We start from the raw sequence: 12,169 nt of genomic DNA, 5'->3' as shown, positions 1-12,169 counted from the left end.
TTCCGCGACACGGCTGAACCGATTGGCGGATGCGACTGTGGCTGGGAAGGGCCGAACGGCGGCTATTGTGCCACTTCTGCCGGCCCCTGTCGCGGCATGCCATCGTTGCGCCACACGCCATGCATAGATTTTCCGGTGCCGCCATGGCGCTCCGATACAGTGGCGGCATCGTACGCTCTCCGCATTGCTTCATGCTCAAAACCCAAACCTTGCAAGACAGGGCCTTCATTCTTTTGCTCATCCTGGTGACGCTGGCCTTCCTGGCCGTGCTCTGGCCCTTCCAGGGGGCGGTACTGTGGAGCGTGATATTGGCGGTGGTCTTCATGCCGCTGCACAAAAGGATTGCCCGGCGCCTGCCCCGTTATCCGACCATCGCCAGCCTCATTACCCTGGCGCTGTGCCTGGTACTGGTCATTCTGCCGTTGACCCTGATTTTCATCTCGCTCACCAAGGAGGCGGCGGCCATTTACGACCGGGTTTCGTCGGGGCAGCTGAATTTCGGCCAGTATTTCCAGCAGATCTATGCCAGCCTGCCCCAGTGGGTGCTCGACCTGCTGCAGAAATTCCAGCTCGCCGATGCCAAGACCATCCAGGAAAAGATTTCCGGCCTGGCGGTGCAGATCAGCCAGTTTGTCGCGACCAAGGCATTGGCCATCGGCCAGAACACCGTGGGTTTTCTGGTCAGTTTCTGTATTGCGCTGTACCTGCTGTTCTTCTTCTTGCGCGACGGCTCCAGCCTGACGCAGAAAATCGTCAACGCCACGCCGCTGGATATCGACCACAAGCGCAAGCTGGGCCGCAAGTTCGTGACCGTGGTGCGTGCCACGGTCAAGGGCAACCTGGCCGTCGCCGCCACGCAGGGCGCCCTGGGCGGCATCATCTTCTGGATCCTCGACATCCAGGGCCCGCTGCTGTGGGGCGTGGTGATGGCCTTCCTGTCGCTGCTGCCCGCCGTCGGCGCCGCCATCATCTGGGCTCCGGTGGCCATCTACTTCTTCGCCACCGGCTCTGTTGTGCAGGGCGTGGTGCTGGCGGGCTACGGCGCCGGCATCATGGGCATGGTGGACAACGTGCTACGCCCGCTGCTGGTGGGCAAGGACACCAAGCTGCCCGACTATGTCATCCTGATCTCCACCCTGGGCGGCCTGTCGCTGTTCGGGCTGACGGGCTTCGTGATCGGCCCGCTGATCGCGGCGCTGTTCGTCGCCGCCTGGGATATCTTTGCGCCGGACGCGCATATCGAAGACCATTCCGCCTCCTGATTCCGGTGTTCTTATGCCCTACCCCGATTTCGAGAATCACCGCCGTGAATTTCTCGCCTATTACGAAGACCGGCTGAGCTGCCTGGATGCGGCCGCCGAGGCCTATGGCAATCTGCTGTCGTCGATATTGGCGACGCTGCCTGCCGTCAATATCGCCAAAATCGAATGGCGGGTCAAAAACGCGGACGAATGCATACGCAAGTTCAAGCGCAAATACCGCAATGCGCTGGACGAGGAGCAGCAAAGCTACGCCATCAAGGATTACATCAGCGACCTGGTGGGCGTGCGCGTGGTCTGCCTGTACGAGGACGAGCCGCCGATCATCATGCAGGCCGTGCGCGAGTATTTCGACGTGATCGAGATCACCGACAAAACCGCGCCGATGGAAGATACCGAATCGGAATTCGGCTACAAGGGCATCCATATGGATCTGCGCCTGAATTCCACGCAGATGCAGGCGCCGCAGCACCAGGCCTATGCCTCGCAGGCCTTCGAATTGCAGATCCGCACCATCATCCAGGACTCCTGGAGCGAGCTCGACCACCAGATCAAGTACAAGAAATCCATTCCCACCAACCTGAAGCGCCGGATCAACATCCTGTCGGCATTGTTTGAGTTGGCTGATCGGGAATTCCTGCAGATCCGCAACGAGACCAACCTCGCGCTGTCGCTGGGGCAGACCGAGGCGCCGGAAGACGTGGCGGCCCATTCCGAGGAACTGGACCGGCTGACGGCCTTCCGCCTGGTCGGCTTCGGGCAGAAGCACTTCCCGGGCTACGAGTTCCAGCCACAGAAGGTCGAGTTCTTCGTGGACGAGATGACGCAGGACTTCGCCATGGATCGGGCCTCGGTGCTGTTTACCGTGGTGCAGAAGCACCTGTCCACAGCGCGGCATTACAAGGCTCATTTCCAGCACCTGTACCCGAGTAGCAGCTTCAACCCCTTCACCGTGATGCGGCACTGCCTGTACCTCGAAGACCAGCAGCGCTTTCGCAAGGTGCTGCGCAATTCGGCCCGCGAAGCCTTCGACGAATGGCTGCGCCAGGCGGGCCGTACTGGTGAAAGTCCTTAACTGGCTTACCCTAGGGGCGCCTCATCCGCCGCAGCGGGCCGCCCTTGTGCGGTGCTGCCGAGGTGGATGGCGGAAAAGCCACAGATGACAACACTGTGACGCTATCAAATTTATAATATCAATCCAGATCCGGTGGCCTCCATTGCACCGGTCCCCCTAGTACTTCCACCAGCGGATTGTTTACACAGCCTGTCAAGTCTTGGTGCTACATTGCACCGCAACATACGGGAGTTTCAATGCTGTACCAAATTTACGAAACCCAACGTGCACTGCTGGAGCCGTTCGCCGAATACGCGCACGCCACCGCCAAGATGCTCAACAACCCGTTGTGGCCCGTTAGCCAGAACACCATGACGCAGCGCGTCTCCGCCGGCTTCGACCTGATGTACCGCTTGGGCAAGGACTACGAGAAGCCCCGCTTCAACATCAACACCGTCGAATCCAACGGCCACGAGATCGCCGTCCACGAACGGGTCGAAGCCTCCAAGCCCTTCTGCGAGCTGCGCCGCTTCAAGCGCTATTCCGACGATCCGCAGACCCTGACTGCGCTCAAGAACCAGCCCGCCGTACTGATCGTGGCGCCGCTGTCGGGCCACTACGCCACGCTGCTGCGCGAGACCGTGCGCACCATGCTGACCGACCACCGCGTCTACATCACCGACTGGGTCAATGCCCGCCTCGTGCCGCAGGCCGAAGGCAGCTTCCACCTCGACGACTACGTCAACTACGTGCAGGAGTTCATCCGCTACGTGCAGTCCAAGTACGGCAACTGCCACGTGGTCAGCGTGTGCCAGCCCACCGTGCCGGTGCTGGCTGCCGTGTCGCTGATGGCCAGCCGTGGCGAGAAGACGCCGCTGTCGATGACCATGATGGGCGGCCCCATCGATGCCCGTAAGTCGCCCACGGCCGTGAACAACCTCGCGACCAACCACGACATCCGCTGGTTCGAGAACAACGTGATCTACCCGGTGCCCACCAACTTCCCCGGTGCGGGCCGCCGTGTCTATCCCGGCTTCCTGCAGCATTCGGGCTTCGTGGCGATGAACCCTGACCGCCATGCCAGCAGCCACTACGACTACTTCAAGAGCCTGCTCAAGGGCGACGGCGAGAGCGCTGAGCACCACCGCCGTTTCTACGACGAGTACAACGCCGTGCTCGACATGGACGCCGACTACTACCTCGAGACCATCAAGACCGTGTTCCAGGACTTCTCGCTGGTCAACGGCACCTGGCAGATCCGCTCGCCCGAAGGCCAGCCGGAACTGGTCAAGCCGCAGGACATCACCGGCACCGCGCTACTGACGGTGGAAGGCGAGCTGGACGACATCTCCGGCTCCGGCCAGACCCGGGCGGCGCACGACCTGTGCACCGGCATCACCGGCGAGAAGCGCCACCTCGAAGTCACGGGCGCCGGGCACTATGGCATCTTCAGCGGCAGCCGCTGGCGCAAGATGGTGTACCCGCAGCTCAAGGAGTTCATCCTGGCCAACAATGTGGACCAGCAGGCCGTGCCGGTACAATCCAGCCAGCCTGAACTGAAGAATCTGCATGTAGCGTGAGTTCACCCTCCCCCGCACCACAGCCAGCCCAGCCGCTGGCTGTTTTCATTTCTGCCGCAGCCATCGATGCGGCGCTGCCGCAGACGCAATGCACGCGCTGCGGCTATCCCGACTGCCACGCCTATGCCGAGGCCATTGCCACCGGCCAGGCTGCCATCAACCAGTGCCCGCCGGGCGGGCAGGAAGGCGTGCGCCGCCTCGCCGCCCTCACCGGCCAGCCAGAAATCGCGCTCAACCCGGTGCACGGCGCGGAAGGCCCGCGCCTGCTGGCCCGCATCGACGAGGACTGGTGCATTGGCTGCACGCTGTGCATCAAGGCCTGCCCCACCGATGCCATCCTGGGCGCGAACAAGCTCATGCACACGGTGATCGATGCGGCCTGCACCGGCTGCGAGCTGTGCATCCCGGTCTGCCCGGTCGACTGCATCGTGCTGGAGCCGGTGAGCGGCGACGCTACCGGCTGGGCCGCCTGGTCGCCCGCACAGGCCGCCGAGGCCCGCGCGCGCTACCAGCGCCACCAGGCGCGGCTGCAGCCGGCGGCCAAGCCCGCTGCGCCCGCACCGGCGCCTGCCGCCGTGGCCCCGCCAGCCGATGCCGGCAGCGCCAAGCAGGTCGCCCTGGCCGCGATCCTGGCCAAGGCACGCCAGCGCAGCGGCGGCGCCTAGTCGCCCCGGCAACCCGGCAGCACCCGACGCCGGCCGGCTTGGACGATAATCGTCCGGCTATGAATCCCTTGCTCCACAAACTGCAGCCCTACCCCTTCGAGCGGCTGCGCCAGCTGTTCGCGGGCGCCACGCCGTCCGCCGCCCACCGGCCCATCAGCCTGGGGATCGGCGAGCCACGCCACCCCACGCCGCCGTTCATCCAGCAGGCGCTGGCGGACAGCCTGTCGACCGGCCTGGCCAGCTACCCGGCCACCGCTGGCGTGCCGGCGCTGCGCGAGGCCTTTGGCCAGTGGCTGACCAGGCGCTACGGCATACCGGTCGATGCCCAGCAGCAGACGCTGCCGGTCAACGGCTCGCGCGAGGCGCTGTTCGCCTTCACGCAGACGGTGATCGACCCCACGCGCGCCGAGCCCACGGTGATCTGCCCGAACCCGTTCTACCAGATCTACGAAGGCGCGGCCCTGCTGGCTGGCGCCACGCCGTACTACGCACCCAGCGTGCCCGAGAAGAACTTCGCGGTGGACTGGGACAGCGTGCCCGAATCCGTGTGGCAGCGCACGCAGCTGATCTTCGTGTGCTCGCCCGGCAACCCCACCGGCGCGGTGATGCCGCTGGCCGAATGGAAGAAGCTGTTCGAGCTGTCGGACCGCTACGGCTTCGTGATCGCCTCGGACGAGTGCTACAGCGAGATCTACTTCCGCGAAGAGCCGCCGCTGGGCGGCCTGGAGGCCGCGCACCAGCTCGGCCGCAGCGATTTCCGCAACCTGATGGCCTTCACCAGCCTCAGCAAGCGCAGCAACGTGCCGGGCCTGCGCAGCGGCTTCGTGGCCGGCGATGCGAAGCTGATCCAGTCCTTCCTGGTGTATCGCACCTACCACGGCAGCGCGATGAGCCCGTCGGTGCAGACGGCCAGCATCGCCGCCTGGGGCGACGAGGAGCACGTGCAGGCCAACCGCGAGATGTACCGGCAGAAGTTCGCCGAAGTCACGCCGCTCTTGGCCAGCGTGATGGACGTGCGCCTGCCCGACGCCAGCTTCTACCTGTGGGCCGGCGTGCCGCCGCAGATGGGCCTGAGCGACGCCGAGTTCGCCCGCGAGCTGTACGCCCAATACAATGTCACGGTGCTGCCGGGCAGCTATCTGGCACGCGACGCCCATGGCGCCAATCCCGGCGCGGGCCGGGTACGGATGGCGCTGGTGGCGGAGACGGCCGAATGCCTGGAAGCCGCGCAGCGCATCGTGCAATTCATTCAATCGTGGAAAAACTAGTAGACATGAGCCAACAACTGCAAACCATCATCGAATCCGCCTGGGACAACCGTGCCTCGCTGTCGCCCTCTTCCGCTCCCAAGGAGGTCGTGGATGCGGTCGACCATGTGATCGATGGCCTGAACACCGGCGCGCTGCGCGTGGCCACCCGCGAGGGCGTGGGCCAGTGGACGGTGCACCAGTGGCTCAAGAAGGCCGTGCTGCTGTCCTTCCGCCTGAAGGACAACGCCGTGGTGCAATCCGGCGACCTGAACTTCTTCGACAAGGTGCCGACCAAGTTCGCCGGCATGAGCGAGGCCGACATCGCCGCCACCGGCGTGCGCGTGGTGCCGCCCGCCGTGGCGCGCCGCGGCAGCTTCGTCGCCAAGGGCGCGGTGCTGATGCCCAGCTATGTGAACATCGGTGCCTACGTTGGCGAGAACACCATGGTCGACACCTGGGCCACCGTGGGCTCGTGCGCGCAGATCGGCGCCAACGTGCACCTCTCTGGCGGCGTGGGCATCGGCGGCGTGCTGGAGCCGCTGCAAGCCAACCCGACCATCATCGAGGACAACTGCTTCGTCGGCGCACGCTCCGAAGTGGTCGAGGGCGTGATCGTCGAGGAAAACTCGGTGATCTCCATGGGCGTGTACATCAGCCAGAGCACCAAGATCTACAACCGCATGACGGGCGAGATCACCTACGGCCGCATTCCGGCCGGCTCGGTGGTGGTCAGCGGCTCGCTGCCCTCCAAGGACGGCAGCCACAGCCTGTACTGCGCGGTGATCGTCAAGCAGGTCACGCCGGAAACCCGCGCCAAGACCAGCATCAACGACCTGCTGCGCGACTGAGCATCGACGCGGCAAGCGTAAAACCATAGCTGCTAGCGCACAACTGGCAAGGGTTTCAAATAGAAAATATATTGAAACCCTTATAGAACCAGCGCTAGCAGCTATATTTATTTGTAGTCAGAGCTAGGGAGGGAGCTTATGGGCACGATGGAAAGAATCCTGCGGCTGATGGCCGAGCAGAAGGCGTCGGACGTCTACCTGTCGGCCAACGCGCCGGCGCTGGTCAAGATCCAGGGCGACTGCATTCCGCTGAACCAGCAGACGCTGTCGCCCGACGCCCCCCGCACCCTGCTGTCCGAGATCGTCTCGCCCGAGCGCATGGAAGAGCTGGAGGAGACTGGCGAGCTGAACCTCGCCGTGCCGCTGGCCGGCGTCGGGCGCTTCCGCGTCAGCGCCATGCGCCAGCGCGGCTCGTACGCGGTGGTGATCCGCTTCGTGCCGCAGGACGTGCCCACGCTGCAGAGCCTGGCGCTGCCCGAGGTGTTCAGCGAACTCGTCATGGCCAAGCGCGGGCTGGTGCTGCTGGTGGGCGCCACCGGCTCGGGCAAGTCCACTTCGCTGGCGGCGATGATCGACCACCGCAACACGCACCAGGCAGGCCACATCCTCACGGTGGAAGACCCGATCGAGTACCAGTTCGCCAACCGGCGCTCCATCGTCAACCAGCGCGAGGTGGGCAGCGACACCCAATCGCTGCAGGTTGCGCTGAAGAACGCGCTGCGCCAGGCGCCCGACGTGATCCTGATCGGAGAGATCCGCGACCGCGAGACCATGTCGGCCGCCATCGCCTACGCCCAGTCCGGCCACCTGTGCCTGGCCACGCTGCATGGCAACAACAGCTACCACGCGCTCAACCGCATCCTGAGCTTCTACCCCGTCGAGGTGCGCCCCACCATGCTCGGCGACCTGGCCGCGGCCATGCGGGCCATCATCTCGCAGCGCCTGGTCAAGACCCGCACCGGCAAGCGCACGGCGGCGGCCGAGGTCATGCTCAACACCGCGCTGGTGTCCGAGCTGATCGAGAAGAGCGACTTCACCGGCATCCGCGAGGCCATGGAAAAGTCCATGGCGCCCGGCTCGGTCACCTTCGAGCAGTCGCTGGCCCAGCTCATCATGGCCGGCACCATCGACCGCCAGGAAGGCCTGGCCCACGCCGACTCGCCCACCAACCTCACCTGGCGGCTGCAGAACGACTTCCAGATGGCTACCAAGGCCGCGAAGGCCCAGGTCGCCGCCGCCGAAGCCGCGGCCGACGACGGCCCTTCGTTCACCGAAATCGTGCTCGACGTGAACCCGCAGTAAGATCGCACACTCCTTCCCTCGACAAGGCGGCCACCGGCCGCCTTGCGGTTTTGGCCCCCTTTTCTGCCCCTCTTCTTCGGCCCGCGAGCCCGCCCGCCATGTCCCGAACCCTGCAACTGACCGAGCAACTGATCTCCCGCCCCTCTATCACCCCCAGCGACGAAGGCTGCCTCGAGATGATCGCCGAGCTGCTCGCGCCCTGCGGCTTCGTGTGCGAGCGCATCGACAGCGGCCCGGACGATTTCCGCGTGAGCAACCTCTGGGCCAAGCGCAGCGCCGCCGCGGCCGGCGCCAAGACCCTGGTCTTCGTCGGCCACACCGACGTGGTGCCCACCGGGCCGCTGGAGCAGTGGAGCAGCCCGCCCTTCGTGCCCACGCACAAGGACGGCAAGCTCTACGGCCGCGGCACCAGCGACATGAAGACCTCGATCGCCGCCTTCGTCGTCGCGGTCGAGGAATTCATCGCCGCCCAGCCCCAGGCGCCGCTGAACATCGCCCTGCTGCTGACCAGCGACGAGGAAGGCCCGGCCGTCGATGGCACCACCGTCGTCGTGCAGGCGCTGGAGCAGCGCGGCGAGCCGCTCGACTATTGCATCGTCGGCGAGCCCACCTCGGTGCAGCGCACCGGCGACATGATCAAGAACGGCCGCCGCGGCACCATGGGCGGCAAGCTCACCGTGCGCGGCGTGCAGGGCCACATCGCCTACCCGCAGCTGGCGCGCAACCCCATCCACCAGGCCCTGCCCGCGCTGGCCGAGCTGGCTGCCACCGAATGGGACCGCGGCAACGAGTTCTTCCCGCCCACCAGCTGGCAGATCAGCAACATGCACGGCGGCACCGGCGCCACCAACGTCATCCCCGGCGAGGTGCAGGTGATGTTCAACTTCCGCTTCTGCACCGAATCCACCGCCGAGGGCCTGCAGGCCCGCGTGCACGAGGTGCTCGACCGCCACGGCCTCGACTACGAGCTGCAGTGGACCGTGGGCGGCCAGCCCTTCCTGACCACGCCCGGCACCCTGGTCAGCGCCGTGCAGCAGGCCATCCACGACGAGGTGGGCATCGCCACCGAGCTGTCCACCACCGGCGGCACCAGCGACGGCCGCTTCGTGGCCCGCATCTGTCCGCAGGTCATCGAGCTGGGCCCGCCCAACGCCACCATCCACAAGATCGACGAGCACGTGGCCGTAGCCGACATCGAGCCGCTGAAGAACATCTACCGCCGCGTGCTGGAAAATCTGGCCAAATCGGCCTCCAACGCTTGATCAACAAGCGCAAATAGCTATAAATTAAATAGCAATCTATTGATGCCCACTCTGCACGAACTCATCGCTGGCAGCGCCGAAGCCCTCACCGCCGCCGGCGTGCACTTCGGCCATGGCACCACCAACGCCCACGACGAGGCCGCCTGGCTGGTGCTGTGGAAGCTGGGCCTGCCGCTGGACACCGACCTGGACAGCCTCGACACACAGACCGTCACCGACGCCGATGCCGAGCAGGTGCGCGCCTTGGTCGCCGAGCGCATCGCCAGCCGCAAGCCCGCCGCCTACCTCACGCGCGAGGCCTGGCTGCAGGGCGTGCCCTTCTATATCGACGAGCGCTCCATCGTGCCGCGCAGCCTGATCGCCGAACTGCTGGCCGACGGCAGCATCGACGAATGGCTCAGCGACCAGACCCACCAGGTGCTCGACCTGTGCACCGGCAACGGCAGCCTGGCCTGCCTCGCGGCCATGGCCTATCCCGACGTGCAGGTGACGGGCGCCGACCTCTCGCCCGACGCGCTGGCCGTGGCTCGCATCAACGTCGACAAGCACGGCCTGGGCGGGCGCGTGGCGCTGGTCGAATCCGACGGCCTGGCCGCGGTGCCCGGCCCCTGGGACCTGATCCTGTGCAACCCGCCCTACGTGAACGCCGACAGCATGGCCGCCCTGCCGGCCGAGTACCGCGCCGAACCCGAACTGGCGCTGGCCGGTGGTAGCGACGGCATGGACTTCATCCGCCAGCTGCTCGCCGATGCGCCCGCGCGCCTCGGCCCGCAGGGTGTGCTAGTGCTGGAAATTGGTAACGAAAAGCCATTTTTCGACACCGCCTTCCCCACGCTGCCGGTCTTCTGGCTCGACACCAGCGCCGGCGACGAACAGGTGCTGCTCGTCACCGCCGAAGCGCTGCAGGCCTGGCGCGAGGCTCGCATTTGAAGATATTGCTTACATTTGCTCGCAACTATCCCAAAAGTCAACTATGTTAAAGTCGCGCGCTATGTCTTCGAAATGGCTCTGCACCATCATCCTGGCTGGCGCCGCCTGTGCCCAGGCTGCTCCTAATATTGCACCGACTGCGGTGGCGGACGAGTCCGCGCCCAAACACCGGGGCATTGTTTCGCGGCTCGACGACATGCGCCACAGCGTGCAGGACAACACCGCCCAGGTGATCACCAATGCCATGAACTTCATCGGCGTGCCCTACCGCCACGGCGGTGAAAGCGCCGAGACCGGCTTCGACTGCAGCGGCCTGGTGCGCGCGCTGTACGCCCAGGCCTGGGGCACCATCCTGCCGCGCCGCGCCGACGAGCAGGCCGCCGCCACCGAGAAGATCGACAAGAGCGAACTCAAACCCGGCGACCTGGTGTTCTTCAACACCATGCGCCGCGCCTTCAGCCATGTGGGCATCTACATGGGCGACGGCAAGTTCATCCACGCGCCGCGCACCGGCGCCCGCGTGCGCATCGAAGACATGACCATCTCCTACTGGCAGCGCCGCTTCGACGGCGCCCGCCGCGTCGAAGGCTCGCCCGAACTGGCGATGCAGCTCACCAAGGTGGGCACCGACGAGAAAAAGGCCGACGACCTGCTGACCCTGCTGCTCAGCACCAGCGGCGCCCTGCACTGAGGCGCACCGGCGCCCGCCTGGCGCCCCGGAGACAGCCGCGGACCCGGCCCCGTTCCTAGAATGGCCCCGTCCCCACCCTGCTGTCCTCCGCCATGATCCAGGTCGTCGCCATCATCACCGCCCAGCCCGGCCAGCGCGCCGCCGTGCTCGAGGCCTTTGCCGCCAACCGCCCCGCCGTGCTCGCCGAAGCCGGCTGCATCGAATACAACGCCGCCATCGACGCCGACGGCCTGCCGCCGTCCAAGGGCAGCATCGGGGCGGACACCTTCATGGTCATCGAGAAATGGGAAAGCATGGCCGCGCTGCAGGCCCATGCCGCCGCGCCGCACATGCTGGCCTATGGCGCCCAGACCAAGCCGCTGGTGGCCTCGCGGCTCATCCACATCCTGCAGCCTGCGGGCTGATCGCCCGCTACGGCCGCTGCAGCGGCAGCCCCGGCGCCTCCAGCGTGGCGCGCAGGATGCGGCCGTGCGTGGAGTCGGTCACATACAGCATGCGCCGGTCCGCGCCGCCGAAGGCCAGGTTGGTGAGCGAGCTGCCGGGCACGCCGCGCAGCACCTGGACCGGCTCGGCGCGGCTGTTGAGCACCCACACATGGCCCAGGCCCGGGTTGGCGACCAGCAAGCGGCCCTGCGCGTCCACCGCCAGTCCGTCCGGGCCGCTGGGGCCGTAGGACGTGAAGAACTGGCTCACCTTCGATACGCTGCCGTCGGGCAGCAGCGGCACGCGCCAGACGCAGTTGCCGCGCGTCACGGCCAGGTACAGCACGCGCTCGTCCGGCGACAGCGCCACGCCGTTGGGGCTGGGCACGTTGGCCAGCAGCAGGTCGAGCTGGCCGTTCGGCCGCAGCCGGTACAGCCGCCCCGACGGGTCGTGCAGCCCGCTCTGGCCCTGGTCGGTGAAATACAGGTTGCCCTGGCTGTCGAAGACCAGGTCGTTCACGCCCTTGAAGCGCTCGCTGTTGCGCCGCTCCAGGTAGGGGCTGACCTGCCCGCTGGCCACATCCAGGCGCACCAGGCCGTTCTTGTAGTCGGTGATGAGCAGCGTGCCGGCGTCGAGGAACTTCATGCCGTTGGGCTCGCCGTCGTACTCAGCCACCAGCGACCACCGCCCCTGCGGGTCGATGCGCAGCACGCGGCCCCAGGGGATGTCGGTCACGTAGAGGCTGCCGGCCTCGTCGAACACCGGGCCTTCGAGAAAGGAATCGGTCACCACGCCGCCGCGGTTGGCATCGGCCCAGGCACCGCGCTCGCGGCGGCGCAGGTCTTCGGGCATCGCGCTGAACAGATCCAGTTCGCGGACTTCGGGGGCTTGCAGCAGAAACATGG

12 protein-coding genes are annotated in these 12,169 nt (G+C 66.2%); 11 read left to right on the top strand and 1 reads right to left on the bottom strand.

Annotated elements, in window-relative coordinates; translation table 11 throughout:
- Positions 1 to 191 precede the first annotated feature (191 nt).
- From ACYVKR_RS18860 to ACYVKR_RS18810, 11 genes are all read left to right on the top strand, one after another.
- Complete coding sequence (locus tag ACYVKR_RS18860; RefSeq protein WP_460482495.1) at positions 192 to 1,262, top strand: AI-2E family transporter; 1,071 nt, start codon at positions 192 to 194, stop codon at positions 1,260 to 1,262.
- Between the two features lie 13 nt (positions 1,263 to 1,275).
- On the top strand, positions 1,276 to 2,334 hold the full coding sequence (locus tag ACYVKR_RS18855; RefSeq protein WP_460482494.1) for a GTP pyrophosphokinase: 1,059 nt from the start codon (positions 1,276 to 1,278) through the stop codon (positions 2,332 to 2,334).
- A 236-nt stretch (positions 2,335 to 2,570) separates the two neighbouring features.
- The gene (locus ACYVKR_RS18850; protein ID WP_460482493.1) at positions 2,571 to 3,893 is read left to right on the top strand and encodes a polyhydroxyalkanoate depolymerase; all 1,323 of its coding nucleotides are present in this window, start codon (positions 2,571 to 2,573) and stop codon (positions 3,891 to 3,893) included.
- Positions 3,890 to 4,558, top strand: a complete 669-nt coding sequence (locus ACYVKR_RS18845; protein WP_460482492.1) for an RnfABCDGE type electron transport complex subunit B — start codon at positions 3,890 to 3,892, stop codon at positions 4,556 to 4,558. Before ACYVKR_RS18850 ends, ACYVKR_RS18845 begins: the two co-directional genes overlap by 4 nt.
- Before the next feature lie 59 nt (positions 4,559 to 4,617).
- A complete protein-coding gene (dapC, locus tag ACYVKR_RS18840) occupies positions 4,618 to 5,826 on the top strand; it encodes a succinyldiaminopimelate transaminase (RefSeq protein ID WP_460482491.1) in 1,209 nt (402 codons plus the stop codon).
- A gap of 5 nt (positions 5,827 to 5,831) precedes the next feature.
- Complete coding sequence (gene dapD / locus ACYVKR_RS18835; protein ID WP_460482490.1) at positions 5,832 to 6,656, top strand: 2,3,4,5-tetrahydropyridine-2,6-dicarboxylate N-succinyltransferase; 825 nt, start codon at positions 5,832 to 5,834, stop codon at positions 6,654 to 6,656.
- A 138-nt stretch (positions 6,657 to 6,794) separates the two neighbouring features.
- Positions 6,795 to 7,958, top strand: coding sequence for a PilT/PilU family type 4a pilus ATPase (locus ACYVKR_RS18830; protein WP_460482489.1), 1,164 nt, complete (start codon positions 6,795 to 6,797; stop codon positions 7,956 to 7,958).
- A gap of 98 nt (positions 7,959 to 8,056) precedes the next feature.
- Positions 8,057 to 9,220 (top strand): succinyl-diaminopimelate desuccinylase, encoded by a 1,164-nt coding sequence (gene dapE, locus ACYVKR_RS18825; RefSeq protein WP_460482488.1) that lies wholly within the window; start codon positions 8,057 to 8,059, stop codon positions 9,218 to 9,220.
- 42 nt (positions 9,221 to 9,262) lie between these two features.
- A complete protein-coding gene (prmB, locus tag ACYVKR_RS18820) occupies positions 9,263 to 10,150 on the top strand; it encodes a 50S ribosomal protein L3 N(5)-glutamine methyltransferase (protein ID WP_460482487.1) in 888 nt (295 codons plus the stop codon).
- Positions 10,151 to 10,211: 61 nt separating this feature from the next.
- Complete coding sequence (locus ACYVKR_RS18815) at positions 10,212 to 10,841, top strand: C40 family peptidase (protein WP_460482486.1); 630 nt, start codon at positions 10,212 to 10,214, stop codon at positions 10,839 to 10,841.
- 92 nt (positions 10,842 to 10,933) lie between these two features.
- Positions 10,934 to 11,245: a putative quinol monooxygenase gene (locus ACYVKR_RS18810; protein WP_460482485.1), complete on the top strand. Its 312-nt coding sequence runs from the start codon at positions 10,934 to 10,936 to the stop codon at positions 11,243 to 11,245.
- 7 nt (positions 11,246 to 11,252) lie between these two features.
- Here ACYVKR_RS18810 and ACYVKR_RS18805 read toward each other — a convergent pair whose 3' ends face one another.
- Positions 11,253 to 12,167, bottom strand: coding sequence for an SMP-30/gluconolactonase/LRE family protein (locus tag ACYVKR_RS18805; RefSeq protein ID WP_460482484.1), 915 nt, complete (start codon positions 12,165 to 12,167; stop codon positions 11,253 to 11,255).
- Between the last annotated feature and the right edge of the window lie 2 nt (positions 12,168 to 12,169).

The sequence above is a fragment of the Comamonas humi genome (genome assembly GCF_054782535.1).
Note: the sequence above shows the minus strand (reverse complement) of the source record. Positions and strands in the feature narration are given on the sequence as shown.